The organism is Kribbella sp. NPDC020701, assembly GCF_055562215.1.
Genome location: NZ_JBVHFT010000004.1, coordinates 539,298 through 561,115, shown reverse-complemented (window position 1 = coordinate 561,115; position 21,818 = coordinate 539,298). Strand labels below are relative to the sequence as shown.

The window sequence follows — 21,818 nt, the reverse complement described above, 5'->3', positions numbered from 1 at the left end:
CGAGCGCCTGGAGAGGTTGTGTCACCGGGGACGAAGAATCGATGGCCGGGTCTACGTGGCCGGAGCAGCGAGTGCGAGACGCTGGCCGGTCTGGTCCAGGCCGCCCGATCGGGCCACAGCGGCGTACTGGTGGTCCGGGGGGATCCGGGCATCGGGAAGACGGCCCTCCTCGAGTACTTGGCCGGCGCCGCCGGGGGAAGCCGGATCTTGCGAGTGGCAGGCGTCGAGTCGCAGATGGAGCTCGCGTTCGCCGGTCTGCACCAGTTGTGCGAACCCTTGCTGGACGGGCTCGACCGGTTGCCGGAGCCACAGGCGGATGCTCTCGGGACTGCGTTCGGGCTGCGTGCCGGAGCACCGCCGGACCGGTTCCTGATCGGTCTCGCCGTGTTGACGCTGCTTTCCGAGGGCGCCAGGCAACAGCCGCTTCTCTGCCTGGTCGACGACGCGCAGTGGCTGGACCAAGCCACGGTGCAGACCATCGCTTTCGTCGTACGCCGGTTGGCGGCCGAAGCCGTCGTACTGGTCATCGCGGCGCGCACCAGCGAGGATCAGCAGCGCTGGGCCGGGCTACCGCTGCTGACTGTCGGCGGTCTGGCCGAGACGGACGCGGACACCTTGCTCACGTCGACCATCAGAGGGCCGATGGATGATCGGGTCCGGCATCGGATCCTGGCCGAGGCGCACGGGAATCCGCTGGCGCTGCTGGAGTTGCCACGATGGCTCACCGCGACCGAATTGACGTTCGGCCCGGAGGCCGCACAATCACGGACGCTGACCAGTCGGATGGAGGAGGGGTTCCGGCGCCAGTTGGAGCCGCTCCCGGACGAGTCCCGACGGCTGCTGCTCACCGCGGCAGCTGAACCCCTTGGTGACGTCAGCCTGCTGTGGCGTGCGGCCGAGCGGGTGGGCTTCGACGTGAACGCCGTCGGCCCCGCGGAGCAGTCCGGACTGATCGAGTTGCGCGAGACGGTGCACTTCCGGCACCCGCTGGTGCGGTCGGTGGCTTACTGGTCCGCGGGGGCGCGGGAACGGCAGACGGTGCACCACGCGCTAGCGGAGGCGACGAATCCCGACCTCGATCCGGATCGACGCGCCTGGCACCGTGCGCACGCGGCCACGGGTCCTGACGAAACCGTCGCCGGGGAACTCGAGGCCTCCGCCGGCCGTGCGCTGGCCCAGGGCGGACTGGTTGCGGCAGCCGCGTTCCTGGAGCGTGCGGCCATGCTGACACCGGACGCCGTCGACCGTGCGCAGCGCCAGCTCAACGCGGCTCAAGCCATGCTGCACGCCGGGACTTTCGACGACGCACTGAACCTGCTGGCCGTGACCGACCAGGGATCGCTCAGCGACCTGCAGCATGCTCGCATCGACGTACTCAGGGCCCAGATCGGCTTCGCGTCCAGCCGCGGGAACGAGGCTCTGCCGTTGCTGCTGAACGCCGCCCGCCAACTGGAACCTCTCGATGCCGACCTGGCTCTGGACAGCTACGTGGATGCGCTGACGGCCGCGTTGTTCGCCGGGCGATCGGCATCCGGGCCGGGACCGCAGGACGTGGCCCAGGCCGCTCGCGGTGCGTTGGCGTCGGCGGACCATCTGCGCCGAGGCGACGTACTCCTGCAAGGCGTCGCCGTTCTGTTCGCCGACGGCTATGCCGCCGCGGCGCCGCTGCTCAGACAAGCGACGCAGGCCTTCGGCGGCGACGAACTGACGATGGAGGAGGGCGTTCGGTTCATGTGGCTGGCGGCCGTGGTGGCCTCCGACCTGTGGGACGAGCGTGCCTGGGACCGGTTGACCAGCCGGCATCTGAAGATCGTCCGCGATGCCGGGGCGCTCAGTGCGCTGCCGTTGGCGTTGAACACGCGCGTCTTCGTCGACCTCTTCGCCGGCGAGCTGACTGCGGCTGCCGGCGCGGTTGAGGAGATCCGGGCAGTGTCCGAGGCCGCCGAAAGCAAACTCACGCCGTACGCCGCTATCGGTCTGGCAGCTTTCCGTGGCCAGGAGGAACAGGCGGCACCGCTGATCGCGGAATCGATGCGCGACGTCGCGGCCCGCGGTGAGGGAATCGGTGTGTCCTTGACGAACTGGGCCCGAGCGCTGCTGTGCAACGGACTGAGCCAGTACGCCGAGGCGATGGCCGCCGCCCGGGAGGCTTCTGCGTTCCCGGCGGAAATCGGGGTGTCGAACTGGGGACTGGTCGAGCTGGTCGAGGCAGCCATGCGCGCCGGCGACCGTCCGACAGCGGCTGCCGCCTTCGAGCAACTCTCCGAGATGACGCTGGCCAGCGGCACCGACTGGGCGCTGGGCGTAGCGGCACGCTCCGGTGCGCAACTGCGGGACGGCAAGGAGGCCGAGGACCTTTACCGGGAGGCGATCGAGCGGCTGGACCGAACGAACGTCCGTACTGAGCTCGTCCGGGCGTGGCTTTTGTACGGCGAATGGTTGCGGCGTGAGGGCCGGCGGGTCGAGGCGCGGGAGCGGCTGCGGGCAGCCCACGACGCGGCGACGGAGATCGGGATGGATGCGTTCGCCGAGCGGGCTCGCCGAGAGCTTGCGGCCACTGGCGAGACAGCGCGCAAGCGAACGGTCGACACGAATCACGGCCTCACCGCGCAGGAGCTGCACATCGCCCGGCTGGCGACCCAGGGCCTGTCCAACCCCGAGATCGGGGCGGAGCTGTTCATCAGCCCCCGGACTGTCGAGTGGCACATGCGCAAGGTGTTCACGAAGCTGGGGGTCAGCGCCCGGAGACACCTTCGCGATGCCCTCCTGGCGGCGAACGTCCTCTGAGTCGAGGGCGCCAGTGGCTGGACCAGGGACTGTCCAGGGCGCGAGCGTTTCTCCACCGGGTCAGGCTGAAGGAAGTCACATTCCGAACGCCGACAAGGAGGGGACCATGCGAGTTTTCGTCGCAGGGGGTACCGGCGTCTTGGGCCGGCCGCTCGTGGTTGCCTTGGTGGGGCGAGGCCATCAGGTCTCGGCCACTTCTCAGCGGTCTGCCAATCTCCCGATCGTGGCCGCGCTCGGGGCCAGACCGGTGCTGATGGACGGGCTCGACGCGGCTGCTGTGCGGCACGCGATCGTCGAGGCTCAGCCCGAGGTGATCGTCAACCTGATGACAGCGCTGTCTGGGCCGTCCGCCGACTACGGGAAATGGCTGGACGTGACCAATCGACTGCGGAGCGAGGGGACGAAGACGCTGATGAGCGCAGCCGACGAAGCCGGCACCCGTCGGGTCGTCGCGCAGAGCGCCAGCTTCATGACGGAGCCCGGTTCGGGCCCGACGGACGAGTCGTCACCTCCGTACCTCGACGCTCCGGGGGCGATCGGAAGCCACGTCCGGGCGAACATCGCGGCCGAGGAACTGGTGCTGGGCGCTCCGGAGATCGAGGGCGTCGTCCTGCGGTACGGATTTCTCTACGGCCACGGCACCTCCATCGGGCCCGGCGGAGACATCGCCACGGCAGTCCTGGCCGGCGAGCTGCCGATTGTCGGCGACGGCGCCGGCCGGTACCCGTTGCTTCACGTGAGCGACGCGGTGTCGGCCGCCGTACGAGCGGTGGAGCACGGCGGCCCCGGCGTCTACAACGTCATGGACGACGAGCCTGCCGCCCAGGCCGAGTGGGTGCCGTACCTCGCCGGAATCCTGGACGCACCCCTGCCGCTGCGCATCTCCCCGGAGGAGGCCGCGAAGAAGCTCGGCGAACAAGCCGTGTACTACGGCAACCAGCTACCTCCCGCCGTCAACGCCAAGGCCAAGGCGGACCTGGGCTGGACCCTGGAGTACCCGTCCTGGCGAGAGGGATTCCGACAGGTGTTCGCCTGACAGACCTACGGTTTCAGGACGATCCTGCCGAAGACCTCGCCGGCGTCCATCTTGTGGTGGGCGATGGCGGCTTGGTCCAGGGGCAGGACTTCGTGGACCACCGAGTGGAGCTCGCCGCGGGTGGTGGCGGCGAAGTGGTCACGGCGTTCGCCGCCCTCACCATCCAGGCCTTCCGCGCCTGGCCCGCGCGTCTTTCCGGCTAGTCGGCTGGCGATCATGATCGCGGCATCCGTGTTCGCCCGGCTGACAGCGCTGTTCTCAGGTTGCGGGTTGGAAGAGCTCGACGAGGTTGCCGGCGGGATCCGCGATCAGGATTTGGCGGCCGCCTGGACCGGTGGTCAGTTCGCTGCGGAACACGATGTCGGCGGCTTCGAGGCGGGCGATCTCGGCGTCGAGGTCGTCGACGATCAAGTGGATGCGGTTGCGGCCGGCGCCGGACGCTTCGGCTGGGGTGGCGCGGGCGCCGGAGGACTGTGGTCCGGACAGCAGCAGGCGCAGGGGCCCTTGGGTGACGTCGGCGAAGGCTGGTGCGGGGTTGCTGCGGAGGGCGAATCCGAGCTGGCTGGTGTAGAACTCGATCGCCGCCGGTACGTCGTCGACGATGTAGCGAACGCTTGCGAAGGTATCCATGATCACTCCTCCATCTAGGTGTCGAGGGTTGGTAGCAGCTGCCGAACGCGGGTGTCGATCTCGGCCGCTGCCGACACGAACTTCGAGTAAGTGCTGCGGCCGTTGGTGCTTTCAGCCGGGTCGGCGATGCTCCAATGGGTGCGGCGCCAGTGCTCAGCGACGGGAAGAGACTCGCGGGCCTTGTCGCACAAGGTGATCACTCGGTCGAACCGACGGTCCCGCATGCCGTCGAGAGGGCGAGGCACCTGTCCATCGATGTCGATGCCGTACTGCTCGAGCAGCACCCGGACCACGTTGCGCGGGATGCGGTCCTTGGGGTGGATGCCGGCGCTACCCACTCGCACCCGGCTCCCGGCTCGATGCCGCAGCAGTGCCTCCGCGATCGGGGAGCGCGCGCTGTTGCCGCTGCACACGAACAGAACACTTGACCTGCCTGAACGCCGCGTCGGGAAATCCGGTACGGGCGCCATCCGCAACGCAGGGTGCACTGCGCGGCCAACGCCCGCCAGCGCCACCGCGCAGCGATCCAGGTCGAGGTGGTAATAGGTGTCCCGCGCGTCGAAGCTGCTTCGTCTCGACGCCACCAGGCCGCCGTCGCGCAGCAGCCGCAGGTGATACGAGACCAGGTTCTGCGGCTCGTCGACGATGGTGACGAGCTCGCGGACGCGCAGGTCGGTCCGCGCGAGCTCGGCGACCAACCGCCACCGCAGCGGATGGCTGACCAGCCGGACGAACTCGGGCAGCGCCGCAACGCCGGTTCCGCTCACGGCGCCGAGAATACATCAAATGCAGTTGATGGAATAGGTCGGCGGACGCGTTCGGCCCGGAGGACGGCGGCAGTTCTGGGGGTCAGTCGTCCGAGAGGAGCTGTGCGGTGAGGGCGGTGTCCTCGGTGCCGCGGTAGTAGTAGACCTTTCGGAGGTTCGACTCAACACTCCGGCTCAGCGGACGCGTTTGATGGGGAGGATGGCGGTGGCTCCGACGATGGCGGAGAGTGCTGCGACTGTGTAGAGGACGGCGTAGCTTCCGTTGCCTAGCGCGAGGATGGCCGGCGCGATTGCGGGGGCGACGAAGAAGGGGAGAGCGCTGGCTATGTTGAAGACTCCGAGGTCCTTGGCGGCGGTGGCTCTGTCGGGCAGTACGTCGGCCACGAGCGCGAGGTCGACGGCGACGTACAGGCCGAAACCGAGTCCGCTGAGGGCCATGCCGACGAGATAGCCGTTGAACGTGTCGGCGATGGCGATCACGAAGAGCGCCACGCCGTACACGATCGACGCGGTGATGACGAGGATCTTCCGTCGGCCCGTCCGGTCGGAGAGTTGGCCGCCGACGAGGGACGCGGCGATGAGGACGACGGACTGGGCGAGCGTGCCGAGGAAGACTTGGTGCGGTACGTCGTCCTCCACGGTGCCGAGCTGGTCGAGCAGGTAGTAGGCCTGGTAGGTGGTGAGGAGGGCGTACGCCAGTAGAAGCATGAATCGGCTGGCGAAGGCCCAGGCGAAGTCCGGGCTCTTGCGCGGGTCGAAGTAGAACGTGCTGGCGAGTTCGCGCAAGGACCAGGCCGGCCGGTCCGCCGGGTCGAGTCGGCGGTCCTTCAGCGTGCTGACGAAGAGCAGGACGAAGAATCCGCCGATCGCGCACGGGACCAGGAACATCGCGAGTCGGTTGCCGGTGAAGAGTTGCACCAGGTAGGTCGCGGCCACCGACGCGACTGGCAGGCCGATTCCCAGGACACCAGCGACCAGACCGCGTTGAGCAACCGGGACCTGGTCCGGCAGGACAGCCACCTGTGCGGCGAGCAAGGCGTTCAAAGATAGTTGCGCGAGGCACCATCCGACGAGGACGACCGGGATGTTGGGTGCCAGGGCAACGATGAGAATGCCCAGGCACCCGCCTCCCAGACCGGCGACCATCCAGGGCCGCCGCATGCCCAACCGCGACGACGTACGGTCGCTCAGTTTGCCGAAGAACGGGTTTCCGATCATCGCCACCACAGAGCCGGTCCCGGCGACCAGCGCCAAACTGTTCGGCGCCTGCTCGATTCCCACCAGCGAGTTGACCTTCAAGGCCAAGGAGACCAGCAGGGGAGCGAGGAACACCAGCGACGTGCCCATGGACGCCAGTGCGTACCGCGAGATGAAGCCCCAGCCGACCCGGTCGAGTGTGGGCATCGGGCTCTCCTCACGGTGGGCGAGAGGCCTTTCACGATAACGGCCCACCGCCGTGGCGGTGGGCCGTACCGGTCAGTCGACCTTGGTGAGATTGGCGGTGATCGGCGAGGGCTTGAACCCTTTGACGGTCATCCAGATACCTACCGAAAGCTCCCAGCAGGCAATCGGAAGCGTCGCAAGCATGGTGATGCCGGAGTCCTGCTCGTTGTGGCCGAACAGGGTCGCGAGGTTCGCGGTGAACAGCAACGGTGCTCCGATCAGTCCGAGCGTGGGGATGATCCGCGGGACCAGGCGTGACTGGTACATCAGGGTGCCGAGCAGGACGGCGTTGATGGACGCCATGAAGCCCGGACCGAACAGGAATGTCCAGTCGCGGACAGCCACGAGGGCCTGGCCGCCGGCGCCCGTACCGGTGCCTTGCTGGTTGAGGGTGACGACGGCGAGGAGGCACACCACACCGGTCATGATGACCGCAGCCTCGACGAGCCTCGAGGTGACGAAGCCGAGCGCGAGGGACTGGTTCTGGCGCTTGAGGACCGGGAACAGGGCCACCGCGCTGCCGACGCCGGCCAGAGCGTTGACGAAGTCCAGGAATCCGGCCGCCAGCAGTTGGTTGTCGTGCCCGGCGGCGACCGTGAGGTCCGGGTTCACCGCCGAGGTGATCAGGGCGTACGCCGGCAGTGACGCCGCGAACGTGATCAGGTAGAAGATGCCGGCCGCGCGGGCGTGATTACGAGTGGGGTCGCTGGTGGCTGTCGTCGTACGAGTGGTCGTGGTCATGGCTGTCTCCAGTGGTTGAGCTGTGCTGTTGTTCGCGGTGGTCGGGCTCCACCTGGGCGACCGAGAGGAGGGGGAGGCCGAGGTCGCGGAGTCGTTGCAGCAGCCCGTGCAGGGCGGCCTGGTCCACGACGGGGCCTCGGATGGTGGTGGTGCCGTCGGCTCCGGCGGTGAGGGTGAGCCCGTCGAACCAGACCGACCACCGATCGTCGAGTCGCCCCTGGAGGCGGATCTCGTACCAGTTGCGGTCGTGCGACTGGTCAGTGGCTGAGCTGTTCACGGGGTGCTCCTCTTGGCTGGTATCTGCAAGCTAGGAGCCGATGTGGTGAGTGCGCCTCACATCATCTGGTGAACTTGGGGAGCTTCAGCGGCGTTGGGACAGCAGGTTGAGCTGATGCGCCCGGCGGACCGCGGCGCGGCGATTGTTGACGCCGAGCTTGGCGTAGATGTTCTTGGTGTGTGTACGCACGGTGTTCAGCGACACCACGAGCTCACGGGCGATCGAGGGGCCGTCGAGGTCACTGACGAGCAGCCGCATCACATCCAGCTCGCGCTCGGTCAGCGGATCGATGAGGCCGTCCCGGGCGGCGCGGTTGTCCGTCTCACGTGGCCCGAGGAGTTGGCGCACATACGCCCAGCCGGGTCGGTGTCGATCCAGGGCCTCGAGCAGGGTGGCCATCGGCTGCCCTTCGCTGGTGAAGACCCGGTTGTAGCCTTCGGGCTCGGCCAGCGTCAGCGCACGTTCCAACACCGACAGTTCCTCGCCACCAGTTGCGAGGAGCGCCAGGACCTCAATCACGGTGCCTTGCCTGCCGCCCTCCTCGGCCGCTGAGAGAAGTCGCTCGAGCAGCCCGATGGCGTCGCGCAGCGCCTGCGGCGAGCCGTCGGCGAGTAGGACCCGGGCCAGCGTCACATGCTCGTACTCGCGCAGATACGACACCTCATCGTGCACGGACACGCCGTACTCGCGCGCCCACTCCAGCGCAGAGGCCACCTCCCCGTGGGCAGCCAGCATTCGCGCGCGCACTGCGGGGATCGGTCGCACGTTCGGCGAAAAGTCGCCCACGTACACCCGCTCCGCCTCGGCGAGCAGCCCGAGCGCCGCGTCGAGATCGCCCTCCGCCTCCCGAATCAGCGCCATCGCGACCCGCCAGCGGTAGGGATTCTGCGGGAGCCCGGCCTGCTCGCCGAGCTCGTCGCTGCGCCTCAGGTGCTCCGTTGCGGCGGCCAGGTCGTTGCGCTCCAACGCCACCTGGCTCAGACCGACGTACATGTCCCGGGTGCCCCGCATGTCTGGGTCGTGGCGGGCGGCAAGCTCAAGGGCGCGCTCGTACGAGCGTTGCGCCTGACGCAGCCTGCCTTGCGTGCATTCGATGTCGGCGAGCGTGATGGAGCATCCCAGTACGTCGGAGACGTACCCGACTCGGTGCAGCCCGTCGGCGGCCTCGGTGTAGCTGCGGTGTGCGGCCTCGAGGTCGCCTGCCGTCCACGAGACGAGTCCGGCCAAGGCCTCGGCCGACGCCCTGGTGAGGTGGTCGTCCTCGGGCGAACGGTCGACAGCCAGGCGGGCGTGCTCTGAAGTGCCGGCCAGATCGCCGCCGATCAGCGCCAGCCCGGCCCGGTACAGCTCGATGCCACCCGGGAGTCTGGCGTGCTCACGCTCGTCGACCACGACCACTCCCGATCGGCCGTTCAGCAGCTGCTCGATGTCGTTCAATCGGCGCTCGACGTCGCCGAACTCGTTGCTGGCCATCAGCGCGCCCACGAAGTCCATGGCGAGCACCGGCCGGTGCTCGACGACGTCTTCGGGCAGGTCGTCGATCCACCGGCGCAGGGTGTGCTCCTGGCGGTTCCTGCGCAGCTCTGGAGCGGCCCGCTCGATCATCTCGGCCGCGCGGCTGAGGTCGCCGGCCGCGAGGGCGTGCCGGACTGCGGGCACCGGTTGGCCGGCCTCGTCGTACCAGTTGCCGGCGCGTCGATGCAGGTCCGCGACATCGCCGTACTCATCGAGGAGATGGGAGCGGAGGACGTCGCCGAAGAGGTGGTGATAGCGGTACCAGCGCCGCTGGTCGTCGAGGGGGATCAGGAAGAGGTTTGCCCGGTCGAGCCGCTCGAGCATCGCTTTGCCGTCGTGCTCGCCGGTCACGGCGTCGCACAGCGGGCCGGTGAGACGATCCAGGACGGAGGTCTCCATCAGAAACCGTCGTACCGGCTCGGGCTGCCGGTCCAGGACCTCTTCGACGAGGTAATCGACGACGAATCGGTCGTCACCGGCGAAACCGGCGATGAAGCCGGCGGGATCGTCGCGACCCCGCAGGGACAGGGCCGCGAGTTGCAGCGCCGCGGCCCACCCCTCGGTGCGCTCCTCGAGCGACGCGATGTCCTCGGCGGTGAGACGCAGTCCCGCGACCTCGTTGAGGTAGCTGTCCGCCTCGGCGAGGGTGAAGCGAAGGTCGGCGGCGCGGATCTCGATGAGCTCGCTGCGCGCGCGGAGGCGGGCCAGCGGCAGGCCGGGGTCCGCTCGAGTGCTGATGATCAGCCGCACCTGCGGAGGCAGATGGTCGAGGAGGAACGTCATCCCGGGCCGGATGCCGGGGCCGTCGACGAGGTGGTAGTCGTCCAAGACCAGGGTGACCTCGCCGGGGAGAACGCTCAGTTCGTTGATGACCACCGCCAGCACGGCCTCGGTCGGTGTCTGCCCGGCCTGAAGCAGCGGAAGGGCGCTGGCACCGACTCCCGGAACGGCGCGGTCCAGCGCGGTGACGACGTACGTCCAGAACGACGAGGCATCCCGATCTCCTTCGTCGAGGGCGACCCACGCGACCGAGGGCCCGGCGTGCGTCAGCCAGCGCCCGAGGACGGTGGTCTTGCCGAATCCGGCCGGAGCCGAAACCAGCACCAGACGGCCGCCACGCGACAGGCAGTCGTCCAGCCGTGGCCGCGACACGATGCCGGGCCGTGGTGCGGGCGGAAAGAGCTTGGTCTCGACGAGAGCGTCCGTCATCGCACCCCCCGGGCATCGACGCTATGTGCACGAGAGTAGGACACACGCTGCAACGCGTCCTTGCCTTCAGCACCTGCCGTACGGCGGTGGGCCGGCTGGGGAGGTGATTGCGGGCCCGCTCCCCCTGCCCCCTCCGGAGAGGGACGGGCCCGCAATCTGTCGGTGGGTGGCGGAATCAGGCGACGCTGGAGCGGGCAATGCCGGATCGGGTCCGGCGACGGCGACGCAGTTCGTGCAGCGTGGTCTGCTTGCGCCGGATCAGGTCAGTCAATCGATTGAGATCCCCGGCGCAGCGCGCCGTACGCAATTCGTCCTCGACGGTACGCAAGGCGACGATCAGCTGGCGAACGGTCCGGGTGTCGTGATCGCGCATGGCAGCCTCAGCAGGTCGGAAAGCCGGCGCCCGGTTGTCTGAGGCTGAACCACTATGACCGCTGTAAGCGCTTCGATCAACCCCCTTGCCCGAACAATCTTCTCGGCTTCTGGACTGTGTGCCGAGCAGGTGGTACTCCGGAACCTAAGGACAGCTCGTGACCGATGACGGCAAGTTCGTGAGCGTCGATCCGGTACAACGGGGTGGTGACTCCGGGCCGGATCAGCTTGCGCACGAGCTGAGTGAACTGGCCCGGGATCTCCACCAGGCCGACGATCCCGACGACGTACTGCGGGAAGTCGTGCAGGCGGCGATCGAGCTCGTACCCGGGGCACAGGCCGGATCTGTGACGGCTCTCGTCGGTGGGAAACGCGTGGAGCACAAGGCGGAATCAAGTCCCTTGCCGGCGCGCATCGATGCGGTGATGACGGAGTGTGGCGAGGGTCCGTGTCTGGACGCCCTCCTGCACGCGCGCGGGGTCGTCCGGGTCGATGACATGCGGCGGGAGGTTCGCTGGCCGCGCTTCGCCCCGCGTGCGGCGGAGCTGGGAGCCCTGAGCGTGCTGGCGTTTCCGCTGTTCGTGAAAGACGACCGCCTCTGTGCCCTCAACCTGTACGCCGACACTGCCGGCGCGTTCACCGATGAGTCCGAGCATGTCGGCAGGTTGCTGGCCGCTCACGCGGCCGTCGCCTACTCGGGCGCGCAGCGGGAGGAGAACCTGCTCGCCGCCATCGAGACCCGCGACCTGATCGGCCAGGCCGTGGGCCTGCTGATGGAGCGCTACACGATCACGTCCGACCGTTCCTTCAACACCCTGATCCGCTTCAGCCGCCAGTCCAACCGCAAGCTCCGCGACGTCGCGACCGAACTGATCCGCGACGCCGAAGCCGGCGCGACCGGATAGGTGGGACTGGGGGATGGACCAGTGGTTTCCACTGGGGTGATGCGTCACCTTGCGACGAACAGTGGTCTTAGCGGTACCCCTTCTAGGAACGGAACCAGCATGACCACGATTCGCTTCACCGAGCTGACCACCTCGACGCCCGAGCAGTTCATCGCCGGGCTCACCGACTTCGGGCCGGGGCGCTCGAAGCTCTTCGCCAACAGTCACGACGACCACCTGAAGGTGCACGACCAGGGACCTGGGTAACCTCAAGGGCCGCCTGCTCGCGTTCGTCTTCGCCTTCTTCGGCAAAAGCGTTCTGGGCAAGGCTTTCCACAACACCGTGCGGGCGATCGAAGCCCGCAACATCCCAGCCGTCACGACGAACAGCGCAGAGGCCTGACGACACAGTTGATGCCAACGGCAGCTGCTCAGGCAGAGCGGGTGGTGGACCGCACGTCGGTGTCAGCGGAAGGGGTCGTGGTCGGCTTCGTGGCGGACCGCCTGGAGGGCCTCGCGGAGGTCGGGGATGCTGACCGACCCGAGTGCCAGGCGTAGGGCGTGCGGCACGGTCGGTGTCGTTGCGAATGGTTCGGCGGTGGAGACCGCGATTCGTCTGTCGGCCAGTGCTGCCGCGATCCGGTCGGGGCGCGCGTCCTGGGCCAAGGGCAGCCAGAGGAAGTACGACGACGGGTGGCCGACGTACGGTAGCCCGGCGAGTACCTCGGAGGCGATGGACTGCCGTTGGCGGGCGTCGTCCCGCTTCTGGATCTCGAGGCGGTCGACGGTGCCGTCTTCGAGCCACCGGCAGGCGATCGCTGCCGTCAGTCCAGGGGTGTGCCAGGTGGTGGCTCGAATGACGCGCTCGAGTGCCGGTACGAGTGCCGTGGGTGCGGCGATGAAGCCGATCCGCAGACCTGGCGCGACACTTTTCGCCAGGCCTGACACGTAGATGGTGAGGTCGGGGGCCAGCATCGCCAGCGGCGGTGGTGCGTCTTCGATGAGGTAGGCGTACGAGGCGTCTTCGATGATGGAAACGCCGTACCGGTTGGCGATCGAGACGAGCAGGGCGCGTTGGGAGTCGTCGTACACCCAGCCGAGCGGGTTGTGCAGGGTCGGCATCGTGTAGACGGCGCGGACGCGGCGGCGTCGGCACAGCTGTTCGAGCGCATCGAGATCGGGATCGGCTCCGGTTACCGGCAGGGGCGCCAGCTCCAGGCCCAGCGTGCGGGCGAGCACGATGAACCCGGGATAGGTGACAGCGTCCACTGCGACCACGTCACCCGGCTGAAACAGGGCCATGGCCGTCACGGCGAGACCGTGCTGGGCGCCGTTGACGATCAGGACTCGTTCGCGGCCGACGTCGAGTCCTCGCCGGCGAAGGTGATGGGCGACCGCGGCCCGGTCTTGAGCCCGGCCGCGAGGTGGCTGATAGCGCAGGAGCGCGTCGAGGTCACCGGCTCCGGCGAGGTCCCGCAATGCTTGGCGCAGCAGACCGGCCTGGCCGGGAACCGAGGGCGAGTTGAAGCTCAGATCGATGGCGTCGACGGCGACCGATCGTTGGTCGATCTCCTCGCCGGATGCGGCCGCGAGGTCCCGTACGAACGTGCCCCGGCCCTGCTCGGAGCTGACCAGGCCCATCGCCTCCAGTTCGGCGTACACCCGGGAGGCCGTCACGACCGCGATTCCCTCGTCGGCGGCGAGCGTGCGATGAGTGGGGAGGCGGTGGCCGGCCGGCCACCGTCCGGCGCGGATCTGGGCGGCCAGCGCATCGACCACGGCCTTGTACTTGGGCACCCTCATCACCGCATTGTATGCAGGACAATTCTTCGACTGTCATGGATCGGCGACTCTAGCCTGCGATCCATGCACATCGCGATCCTGACCTTCGACGGCTACAACGAACTCGACTCGCTCATCGCCCTCGGCATTCTCAACCGGGTCAGCGCACCCGGGTGGCGGGTGTCGATCGCCAGCCCGACGCCGCAGGTGCGTTCGATGAACGGCGTCACCATCGACGCCATGATCGATCTCGACGAGGCCTGCACCGCTGACGCCGTGATCGTCGGCAGCGGCAGGAAGACCCGCGAAGTCGTCGAGAACCCGGCGATCATGAGCACCCTGCGCCGGCTCGATCCCGCGCGGCAACTGTTGGCCGCACAGTGCTCCGGCACGTTGGTCCTGGCCAAGCTCGGGCAGCTGAACGGCGTACCCGCCTGCACCGATCTTGTCTCCAAGCCCTGGGTCGTGGCGGCCGGCGTCGAGGTCCTGAATCAGCCGTTCTTTGCCCACGGCAACCTCGCCACCGCCGGCGGCTGCCTCGCATCGACGTACCTCGCCACCTGGACCATCGCCCGCCTCCACAGCCTCGAAGCCGCCGAAGACGCCATGCACTACGTAGCCCCCGTCGGCGAAAAAGACGACTACGTCACCCGAGCCCTCCGCAACATAACCCCCTACCTCGTCCCCGTCCTATGACTGGTTGTTGCAGGCGGCTTCGCCCCAGTGAAGGACCCTGGTGACGTGCCTGGGCTGCCGGGCGCTGCGGTCCTGTCAGGCGGCTTGGTTGAGGAGGGTCAAGCGGGGGTCGTCGTCGGTCCAGTGGTTGACGAGGGCGTCGACGGCGAGTCGGTGGGTTGCCGGGTCGAGTACGCCGTGTTCGGTGGCTGCCCCGAGTACTTCGAGGTAGGTCGCGATCGACTCGAGCGGGAGGGTGGTGGCGATCGGTGCGACCGAGGTAGCGACGTCGCGCATGTCGACGAGGGTGAAGACGCCGACGAGGTTGGCGCCTTCGGCTTGGAGTTCGTCGGCGAAGGCTTCGAGTGCCTTGCCTGAGGAGACGGCGTCGTCGACGAGCAGCACTCGGCGGCCGGCGACGGACGCTCCGCGGACGCGGGGTTCGTGGTCCTCGTGCCCCACGTAGCCGGGCTTGCGGACGAAGGCGAAGGGGAGGTCGCCGGCCAGCGCGACCGCGGTGGCCAGGGGGATGCCGCCGGTCTCGGCGCTGACGACGACGTCCGCGCCGAGCCGCCTGGCGAAGGCTGCACCTGGTACGGCGATGTCGTGCAGTAGCCGCGGGTCGCCGTAGGCGTTCTCGTTGGAGAGTGGGTGCAGGGGGAGTCGGGTCTTCATGTCCCAGTGCGCGATGCCTGGCCGGACCAGGCCGGGCACGGTGGCGAGGCGGTCGACGAGGTCGGTGCGCTGTGTGGGTATGGCGGTGAGGCGAGCGATGTCGGCGTGGTCGATGAGCCTTGTCCGCTTGGCGTTCGCCAAGGTGAGCTGGTGTGTGGTCATACCTCGACGGTCGCGCCGTGTCGCGGTCGTCGCGTCAGTGGTGATCCCTGGTGAGTACGCGGGAGGGCGGCACGTGTCTCAAAGTTGGTCAAATGGTCGACGAGCCTTGCCTGGGTCCGGGGCGGGCGACATCGTGGACAGATGGACAGGTCAGATGAGGAGCGTGCGATCGGTGAGGTGATCGAGCGGCTGGCCAAGCAGTTTCCGCAGGTTCCCGCGGAGGCGGTCGAGCAGGTCGTGAGTCAGTCCCGCCCCGAGTTCGACGAGGTCCCGATCCGGGACTTCGTGCCGCTGTTCGTCGAGAGGGGCGCCAAGGCGCGGCTGCGCGACATGGCATAGGCGTCGCCCCTGGGGCGAAGGCGGCGGCGCGGGGCAGGTACCAGGCGATGGACCAGTGCTGTGCCCTGGGGTGACACGTCAACAACCGATCCACGGTGGTGGTAACGGAAAAACCACCGAGGATTGGAAGTCTGATGAGCAAGCTGATGTTGAGTGCGAAGAACCTGCTGATTGCCGCGGCGGGTACCGGAATCCTGCTGGCCGGTGCGACGACTGCGCAGGCGGCGGAGTCCGGGCAGGCCGCCGCCCAGTCCGGACAGGCGAAGCCGACGATCGTGCTGTTGCACGGTGCGTACGCGGATGGTTCCAGGTGGTCTGGAGTGACCAGTCGTCTCCAGCACGACGGCTACAACGTCGTGGCCCCCGCCGTACCGCTGCGCGGGATCGCGTCCGACACGTCGTACCTGAGTGGCGTCCTGGCGACCATCCCCGGTCCGAAGGTGCTGGTCGGTCACTCGTACGGCGGCGCGCTGGTCAGCGAGCTCGCGGACACATCCGGCGTGAAGTCGCTGGTCTACGTGGCGGCGTTCATCCCGCAGGCCGGTGAGACGCTGGGTGCGCTGAACTCGCAGTTCCCGGGCAGCGAGCTGGGTCCGGACACGACCACTGTGATCAGCTACCCGGGTGGAGTTGACCTGGCGCTGAAGCCGGAGACGGCCGGTCCGGTGTTGGCGGCGGATATCCCGGCGCGGGAGGGCGCGGTGTTCCTGGCGGCGCAGCGGCCGGTTGCGGCTGCGGCGTTCAGCGAGCCGGTGGAGGAGACCGCTCCGGCGGCGCTTCCGAAGTACGCGGTGATCCCGACCGGTGACAAGGCGATCGCCCCGGCTGCCGAGCGGTTCATGGCCACTCGGGCGGGCGCCACCAAGGTCGAGATCCCCGGTGCGTCGCACCTGGTCGCGGTGTCCCAGCCGGCGGCAGTAACCCAGGTGATCGAGCGAGCCGCCCGTTGATCGCAATCACTCGCCACAAGCCGGCCGGAGCATCCCACTCCGGTCGGCTTTCGTCGATCGCCTAGCTGGGGTCGGGGTTGCCGGCGTTGCGGGCTTCGATGGCTTTGAGGGTGTTGGTGAAGGCCTTCGACAGGAGGCGCTTGCCGAGGACTCCGACGACGACAGCGAGCATCCGGCCTTTGAGGTTCTTGCCTTCGCGGACGACCGTCACGTCCACAGCGGTAGTCCCGTCGGGCTGCCGGGTGAAGTCGTAGGTGTGCCCGGAGCGTCCGCCCCAGATGTTGGAGTCGGTGGTCGTGAGGACGACGTGGTCGGGGTCGGACCAGTCGTAGTGGAGGCGTTCCCAGATGCCGGCTGAGCCTTCGGTGACGTCGGCGTCGTGATCGCCGCGGGCGTGGACCACGAGGTACTCGTCGGTGCTGTTACCGAAGAGTTCCGCGCGACCCGGCCCGAAGTCGGTGAGCCCGGCGATGAACTGCTCGGGCGTCGAGGTCGTGGTCGCGTGCAGGCGAATCGTGGACATCTGTACTCCTTGGCTGTCGGTGTCACGGGGTGTAGGACATCGTCCGCCCGGGGTGAGGCTTTGTGGGGGAGGCGGCGCGATGGTGAGGGGTGAGTGGCGGTCGCCGATCATGAGGAGGAAGCCGTGGGTTCTGATAGCAACGTTCCGGTCGATCTGTACATCGCCGCCTACCTGGACGAGAAGGGGGCGCGGGGTGATTGGGACGCTCTCAAGCAGCTCGCCGATGACGACGTGATCAAGGTTGACGGGCTGGTCCTGGTCAGTCGTGACAAAGACGGCAAGATCAATGTCGACGACGATTTCCACACAGCCCGGAAGGGCGCTGCCTGGGGCGCGGTCGGCGGTGCGGTCATCGGCCTGATCTTCCCACCCAGCCTGCTGGCCAGTGCGGCGGTCGGTGCGGGTGCGGGGCTCGGTATCGGTGGCCTCAAGGCGCACCGGACCAAGGCGGCCATCAAGGCCGACGTCGAGGACACCCTGCCGCCCAACAGCTCCGGAATCGTGGCGTTGTTCGAGGAACAGTGGGTCAAGGACGTCGACAAGGCGCTGGCGCACGCGAACAAGGTGACCAAGCACGAGGTCGACGCGGACAGCGCGGAAGAGGTCAAGAACGCCGCCAAGAAGTAGTCCCCAGCCGCGAGCTAGGCCCGAGTGACCAGGAGGTATCCAGAAGCCGGAGGAACCATGCCGCGAAACGGCGCCCGCCGATCGGTCTTTGCGGCGCTGGTGATCGTTGCCCTGCTCGTCGTACCAACGGCTTGCAGTGACAGCTCGCCACAGAGTCAGTCGAGTCCGTCAGCGAGCGCCGCGCCGCGGGGGACCATCGCACCGACACCAGTCGAGTCCGCGGCAGACTGCGCTGCGTCGTCCGCACTGAGAGCCTCGCTCCAAACTCTCATGAACGTGAGGCCCTTGCAGGACGGTCTGGCCGCGCTGACTACCGCGATGGCCGACGTCAAGACCAGTCTGGGTGCGGCGGTGGCCTCGGCATCCGCCGCCCTGAAGCCCGCTGTGGAAGGCGTCAAGACGGCATTCTCAGAGTTGGAAACCGCGGCGAGCGGCCTGAGCGCGGACACCATCAGGCAGCAGGCCCCCGCGATCAACACGGCGCTCCGGCAACTCGGCACCGCGACCGCGACGTTGGCCACCACATTGACAAGGAGCTGCCCAGGCCGCTGACCTGGCGCGACAAGAGGGGATTTCGAGATGGCTGAAGTGACTGAGAAGAGGGGAGGGGCAGTCATGGCCGGCTTCGTGCTGTTCGCCGGCATGCTGCTCATCGTGATCGGGTTCGTCAACATCTTCCAGGGGTTCATCGCGCTGTTCAACGACGAGCGCGTGGTGGCGACGCGGGAGAAGTTCATCCTGGTGGACATGACCGGTTGGGGATGGACGCTCCTGATCTCCGGGCTGCTGCTGCTGATCGTCGGCGGCGGCCTGCTCGCGGCACAGACGTGGGCCAGGATCGCCGGGATCGTGCTCGTCAGCCTGCACGCCATCACGCAGATCGCGTGGCTTGGTGCCTACCCGGTCTGGTCGCTGCTGATGATCACGTTGGACATCATCATCCTGTACGCGCTGACCGCCCGGTGGGCCGAAGTACGCGACCGGATCGGCGACGGTCCGGGGCAGTGGGAGGAGGTCCCCCGGCCGTCGGAGGCGGAGTACCGGAGCGTTCCTCCGCCCGTCTGAGTGCCGGGGCTACTCGTCGGCGAAGACAGTTGCCCAGTCGTTCCGGATGCTGACGACCGTCCAGTCCTGTGCGCGGGCCTGCTCGAGCGAGGTCTCGGCGCCGGCGGTGTAGTTGAACTCGCGGTCGGCATCGTCGTGCAGGACCAACAGCCGTAATCCGGGACGGCCGGGCTGTCCGGCGTACCGGAGCATCGGGATGTCGCCATTGGAGTTGCCGCCGGCAACGACCGGCCGGCGGCCGACCCGGCTCCAGATGCGGACGGGTTTCATCGGGCCGTCGTCGAAGACGTCCATCTCCGCCTGGTAGACGACCGATCCTCCGGTGTCGTCGTCCTGGTACCGCAGCCCGGCGGATGTGCCGATGATGCGCTCGGCCGGAATACCGTAGATCTCTTCGGTGACGGGCCGCATGAAGTCGCGGTCGCCTCCGGAAGCGATGAAGGTACTGAACCCGTTGGCCTCCAGGTAGTGCAGCAGTTCGACCATCGGGAGATAGGTGCAGTCCCGGAGACGCCGGCCGAGCGTCGGGTGCGGCGTCGTCTGGAGGAAGCGGCCGGCCAGCTCGGCGTAGGTGTCGACACTCATCGTCGCGAACGCCTGAAGGATGCCGCCCATGAGCACCTTCACGTCGCTGTCATCGCCGTGGTAGTGCTTGGTGATCACGCCTCCGAGCCAGGCGTAGTCCTTGTCCCGTGCGGCCTGCCACGGCTGCCGTGAGCGAAGACTCGGATCCTGCTCGGCCAGCTCGGCGAGCCGCTGCAGGATGAAGCCGAGCTCGACCGGCATCGGCTTCTCGCACCACAGCGTGCCGTCGTTGTCGAAGACCGCGATCCGCTCGGAGGGTGGAACGTACTGCGCTCCACCCTCGTCCACGGCCCGGCCGACGTAGTCCACGATCGCCTGTCGGGTCGGCGTGTCGTTCCAGGACAACAGCAGGGCTTCCGACCGCACGGGTACGTCGTGTTCCGTCCTCACGTCGGGCCTCCTACTCGCGCATCAGCATCAGGGCGGCTTCGCGTTCGAGGTCCAGGTACGGCTCACCGCTGACGTCGACCGCGATGCGGTTGATCGTGCCGCCGGTGAAGCGGTGCGGCGGCTCGCCCGGGTAGTCATCGGTGATCGGCTCGCCGCTGTGCCTGCCGACGTACAGACCTGAACCTGCGATGGCGAAGGCTCCGAGCTGGGTCTTGATGCGTGCCTCGCCGACCTTCTCGTCGCCGTGGTAGAGCGAGAGTGTTCCGGTCGCGGCGTCGGGGTCCATGCCTTGCTTCTCGAAGGAGGCCGACAGGATCAGGTTCTCGCCGGTCGGGACGTCCTTCGTCCCGACGACCTGCTGCTCGAGCGCGCCGACGAAACTGTTCACGTAGTGCAGCCGGTTGTCCTTCACGTACAGCGCATGGCCACCGAACCTGGCGCCCATGGCGAACAGCACGCCTTCGGCTCCCGGCGCCGGGATGTCGACCACCGCACCGATCGTGAACGAGCGGTTGCGGGTATTGACCGCCTGCCACTCCGAGACCGGGGCAGTGTCGGGGAAGTAGACGTAGCGATCCTTCGGGGCGCTGAGCTGCGGCCGGGGGGTGCTGAGGATCTCCAGCGGAGAGCGATCGTCGAGCGGGAACGCGTTGTTCGCGCCGGCCTCCGCGAACCAGATGTTCACCAGTTCGCGCAGCTTGTCCGGCTGCTCCGCGGCCAGGTTCCGGACCTCGGAACGATCGACCTCGACGTGGTACAGCTCCCACTCGTCGGCGTTGAAGTGCGCCCAGCCCGACACCGTCGGGTGCGTGGTGACCGCCTTCCAGCCCTCGTGGTAGATCGCGCGGGATCCCAGCATCGAGTAGAACTGCGTCCTTCGTCCGGAGTCGGCCGACGCGTCGTCGACACTGCCGCGCATGCTGATCCCGTCCAAGGGGCTCTGCGTGTGGCCCTTGATCGTCTCGGGGGGTTCGACGCCGAGTACGTCGAGAATCGTCGGGACGATGTCGATCGCATGGTGGTACTGGTGGCGGAGCTCGCCGCGGGCCCGCGCGCCCTTCGGCCACGAGATGATGCACGGGTCCGACGTACCCCCGTTGAACTCGTAGCGCTTCCACATCTTGAACGGCGTGTTGAACGCCATCGCCCAGCCGTTCGGGTAGTGGTTGTAGGTCTTCGTGCCACCCAGCTCGTCGAGCTTGGCGAGGTTCTCGGCCAGATCGTCGTCGATCCCGTTGGCGAACTTCATCTCGTTGACCGAACCGTTCGGGCCGCCTTCGCCGCTCGCACCATTGTCGGACACGACGACCACCAGGGTGTTCTCCAACTGGTCGGTCTGTTCCAGATAGCCGAGCAACCGGCCGATGTGGTGGTCGGCGTGCGCGAGGAATCCGGCGTACACCTCGGCCATGCGGGCGAACAGACGTCGCTCGTCGGAGTTCAGGGAGTCCCATGGACGGCTGTAGTCCAGGGTCGGGAACGGCAGGTGATCCGGGCCGCTGCGGGTCTCGGGAGTGCCGATCGGATTCATCGGCGGAAGTTCGGTGTCGGCCGGCACGAGACCGAGTTCCTTCTGGCGCTTGAGGGTCTCTTCCCGCATCGCCTCGTACCCCTGGTCGAAGCGGCCGGCGAACTTGTCGATCCACTCCTTCGGCGCGTGGTGGGGTGCGTGGCAGGCGCCGGGTGCGTAGTAGAGCAGGAACGGCTTGTCCGGCGCGATGGCCTTGGCGTCCTTGATGAACTCGATCGCCTTGTCGGTGACGTCGTCGGTCAGGTGGTAGCCCTCTGCCGGTGAGCGGGGCTGGTCGACCGGGTGGTTGTCGTAGACCAGGTCGGGATACCACTGATTCGTCTCGGCCCCGAGGAACCCGTACCACCGTTCGAAGCCGCGGCCGCTCGGCCAGTTGCGACGCGTCGCCGCGAGGTTCATCTCGTCGGTGGGGCACAGGTGCCACTTGCCCACCATGTACGTGTTCCAGCCGCGCTCCCCGAGGATCTCCGACAGCATCCCGTTCTCCGGGGGGATCGTGCCGCTCGCGTTCGGGAAGCCGATCGCCGCCTCGGTGATACATGCCATGCTGTTGCGGGTGTGGTTGCGACCGGTGAGCAGCGCCGAGCGGGTCGGCGAGCACAGTGCCGTCGTGTGCCACTGGGTGAAGCGGACCCCGCGCGCGGCGATCGCGTCGAGGTTCGGAGTCTCGATCGGGCCGCCGTAGCAGCTCATGGCCGAGAAGCCGACGTCATCCAGCACGATGTAGACGACGCTGGGCGCGCCGTCCGGGGGCTTCGGCGGTTCGAACGGCGTCCAATCCGGCACCGAGTCGCGAATATCGACGTTGATCGTCCCCCGGAACTGTTCAGGCATGACGTTCCCTCTCGCTGGA

The 21,818-nt window shown here is 67.9% G+C and carries 23 protein-coding genes; 10 read left to right on the top strand and 13 right to left on the bottom strand.

Annotation, left to right across the window (positions count from 1 at the left end):
• The first annotated feature begins 18 nt into the window (after positions 1-18).
• Together ACZ3HV_RS12945 and ACZ3HV_RS12940 are read left to right on the top strand one after the other, a co-directional pair.
• Positions 19-2,787, top strand: coding sequence for a helix-turn-helix transcriptional regulator (locus ACZ3HV_RS12945; protein ID WP_465683831.1), 2,769 nt, complete (start codon positions 19-21; stop codon positions 2,785-2,787).
• Complete coding sequence (locus ACZ3HV_RS12940; RefSeq protein ID WP_465683829.1) at positions 2,759-3,823, top strand: NAD-dependent epimerase/dehydratase family protein; 1,065 nt, start codon at positions 2,759-2,761, stop codon at positions 3,821-3,823. The genes ACZ3HV_RS12945 and ACZ3HV_RS12940 overlap by 29 nt, the downstream gene beginning before the upstream one ends.
• 5 nt (positions 3,824-3,828) lie before the next feature.
• Here ACZ3HV_RS12940 and ACZ3HV_RS12935 read toward each other — a convergent pair whose 3' ends face one another.
• From ACZ3HV_RS12935 to ACZ3HV_RS12900, 8 genes are all read right to left on the bottom strand, one after another.
• The gene (locus ACZ3HV_RS12935; RefSeq protein WP_465683827.1) at positions 3,829-4,041 is read right to left on the bottom strand and encodes a zinc-binding dehydrogenase; all 213 of its coding nucleotides are present in this window, start codon (positions 4,039-4,041) and stop codon (positions 3,829-3,831) included.
• Positions 4,042-4,081: 40 nt separating this feature from the next.
• Positions 4,082-4,453 (bottom strand): VOC family protein, encoded by a 372-nt coding sequence (locus ACZ3HV_RS12930; protein ID WP_465683825.1) that lies wholly within the window; start codon positions 4,451-4,453, stop codon positions 4,082-4,084.
• Between the two features lie 14 nt (positions 4,454-4,467).
• A complete protein-coding gene (locus ACZ3HV_RS12925; RefSeq protein ID WP_465683823.1) occupies positions 4,468-5,220 on the bottom strand; it encodes an arsenate reductase/protein-tyrosine-phosphatase family protein in 753 nt (250 codons plus the stop codon).
• A gap of 174 nt (positions 5,221-5,394) precedes the next feature.
• Entirely contained in the window at positions 5,395-6,624 is a 1,230-nt protein-coding gene (locus tag ACZ3HV_RS12920) for an MFS transporter (RefSeq protein WP_465683822.1), read from the bottom strand.
• Between the two features lie 72 nt (positions 6,625-6,696).
• Positions 6,697-7,404 carry a DUF4386 domain-containing protein gene (locus tag ACZ3HV_RS12915; RefSeq protein WP_465683821.1) on the bottom strand — a complete coding sequence of 236 codons (708 nt, stop codon included), beginning with the start codon at positions 7,402-7,404 and terminating at the stop codon, positions 6,697-6,699.
• Entirely contained in the window at positions 7,355-7,681 is a 327-nt protein-coding gene (locus ACZ3HV_RS12910; protein WP_465683819.1) for a hypothetical protein, read from the bottom strand. The genes ACZ3HV_RS12915 and ACZ3HV_RS12910 overlap by 50 nt, the downstream gene beginning before the upstream one ends.
• An 84-nt stretch (positions 7,682-7,765) precedes the next feature.
• On the bottom strand, positions 7,766-10,405 hold the full coding sequence (locus ACZ3HV_RS12905; protein WP_465683817.1) for a winged helix-turn-helix domain-containing protein: 2,640 nt from the start codon (positions 10,403-10,405) through the stop codon (positions 7,766-7,768).
• A 175-nt stretch (positions 10,406-10,580) separates the two neighbouring features.
• Positions 10,581-10,778, bottom strand: coding sequence for a hypothetical protein (locus ACZ3HV_RS12900; protein ID WP_360371439.1), 198 nt, complete (start codon positions 10,776-10,778; stop codon positions 10,581-10,583).
• A gap of 157 nt (positions 10,779-10,935) precedes the next feature.
• Here ACZ3HV_RS12900 and ACZ3HV_RS12895 point away from each other — a divergent pair, with 157 nt between their 5' ends.
• Both ACZ3HV_RS12895 and ACZ3HV_RS12890 read left to right on the top strand, forming a co-directional pair.
• Positions 10,936-11,682 carry a GAF and ANTAR domain-containing protein gene (locus ACZ3HV_RS12895; RefSeq protein WP_465683815.1) on the top strand — a complete coding sequence of 249 codons (747 nt, stop codon included), beginning with the start codon at positions 10,936-10,938 and terminating at the stop codon, positions 11,680-11,682.
• A gap of 99 nt (positions 11,683-11,781) precedes the next feature.
• Positions 11,782-11,928, top strand: coding sequence for a hypothetical protein (locus tag ACZ3HV_RS12890; protein ID WP_465683813.1), 147 nt, complete (start codon positions 11,782-11,784; stop codon positions 11,926-11,928).
• Between the two features lie 198 nt (positions 11,929-12,126).
• On the opposite strand, the gene ACZ3HV_RS12885 is transcribed toward ACZ3HV_RS12890, so the two are convergent.
• Positions 12,127-13,464, bottom strand: a complete 1,338-nt coding sequence (locus tag ACZ3HV_RS12885) for an aminotransferase-like domain-containing protein (RefSeq protein WP_465683811.1) — start codon at positions 13,462-13,464, stop codon at positions 12,127-12,129.
• A gap of 63 nt (positions 13,465-13,527) precedes the next feature.
• Here ACZ3HV_RS12885 and ACZ3HV_RS12880 point away from each other — a divergent pair, with 63 nt between their 5' ends.
• Positions 13,528-14,139: a DJ-1/PfpI family protein gene (locus tag ACZ3HV_RS12880; RefSeq protein WP_465683810.1), complete on the top strand. Its 612-nt coding sequence runs from the start codon at positions 13,528-13,530 to the stop codon at positions 14,137-14,139.
• A gap of 75 nt (positions 14,140-14,214) precedes the next feature.
• On the opposite strand, the gene ACZ3HV_RS12875 is transcribed toward ACZ3HV_RS12880, so the two are convergent.
• Positions 14,215-14,955 (bottom strand): orotate phosphoribosyltransferase, encoded by a 741-nt coding sequence (locus ACZ3HV_RS12875; RefSeq protein WP_465683808.1) that lies wholly within the window; start codon positions 14,953-14,955, stop codon positions 14,215-14,217.
• 141 nt (positions 14,956-15,096) lie between these two features.
• Between ACZ3HV_RS12875 and ACZ3HV_RS12870 the strand changes: the two genes are divergently transcribed.
• Together ACZ3HV_RS12870 and ACZ3HV_RS12865 are read left to right on the top strand one after the other, a co-directional pair.
• Complete coding sequence (locus tag ACZ3HV_RS12870; protein WP_465683807.1) at positions 15,097-15,294, top strand: three-helix bundle dimerization domain-containing protein; 198 nt, start codon at positions 15,097-15,099, stop codon at positions 15,292-15,294.
• A gap of 134 nt (positions 15,295-15,428) precedes the next feature.
• The gene (locus tag ACZ3HV_RS12865) at positions 15,429-16,244 is read left to right on the top strand and encodes an alpha/beta fold hydrolase (protein WP_465683805.1); all 816 of its coding nucleotides are present in this window, start codon (positions 15,429-15,431) and stop codon (positions 16,242-16,244) included.
• Between the two features lie 61 nt (positions 16,245-16,305).
• On the opposite strand, the gene ACZ3HV_RS12860 is transcribed toward ACZ3HV_RS12865, so the two are convergent.
• Positions 16,306-16,767, bottom strand: coding sequence for a hypothetical protein (locus ACZ3HV_RS12860; protein WP_465683803.1), 462 nt, complete (start codon positions 16,765-16,767; stop codon positions 16,306-16,308).
• 123 nt (positions 16,768-16,890) lie between these two features.
• Between ACZ3HV_RS12860 and ACZ3HV_RS12855 the strand changes: the two genes are divergently transcribed.
• From ACZ3HV_RS12855 to ACZ3HV_RS12845, 3 genes are all read left to right on the top strand, one after another.
• Positions 16,891-17,394 (top strand): DUF1269 domain-containing protein, encoded by a 504-nt coding sequence (locus ACZ3HV_RS12855; RefSeq protein WP_465683801.1) that lies wholly within the window; start codon positions 16,891-16,893, stop codon positions 17,392-17,394.
• 276 nt (positions 17,395-17,670) lie between these two features.
• Entirely contained in the window at positions 17,671-17,946 is a 276-nt protein-coding gene (locus tag ACZ3HV_RS12850; RefSeq protein ID WP_465683800.1) for a hypothetical protein, read from the top strand.
• 27 nt (positions 17,947-17,973) lie between these two features.
• Positions 17,974-18,459: a DUF7144 family membrane protein gene (locus ACZ3HV_RS12845; protein WP_465683798.1), complete on the top strand. Its 486-nt coding sequence runs from the start codon at positions 17,974-17,976 to the stop codon at positions 18,457-18,459.
• Positions 18,460-18,468: 9 nt separating this feature from the next.
• Here the strand turns inward: ACZ3HV_RS12845 and ACZ3HV_RS12840 are convergent, their stop codons facing one another.
• Positions 18,469-19,434 carry an HAD family hydrolase gene (locus ACZ3HV_RS12840; RefSeq protein WP_465683796.1) on the bottom strand — a complete coding sequence of 322 codons (966 nt, stop codon included), beginning with the start codon at positions 19,432-19,434 and terminating at the stop codon, positions 18,469-18,471.
• Positions 19,435-19,444: 10 nt separating this feature from the next.
• Positions 19,445-21,799 carry an arylsulfatase gene (locus tag ACZ3HV_RS12835; protein WP_465683794.1) on the bottom strand — a complete coding sequence of 785 codons (2,355 nt, stop codon included), beginning with the start codon at positions 21,797-21,799 and terminating at the stop codon, positions 19,445-19,447.
• Between the last annotated feature and the right edge of the window lie 19 nt (positions 21,800-21,818).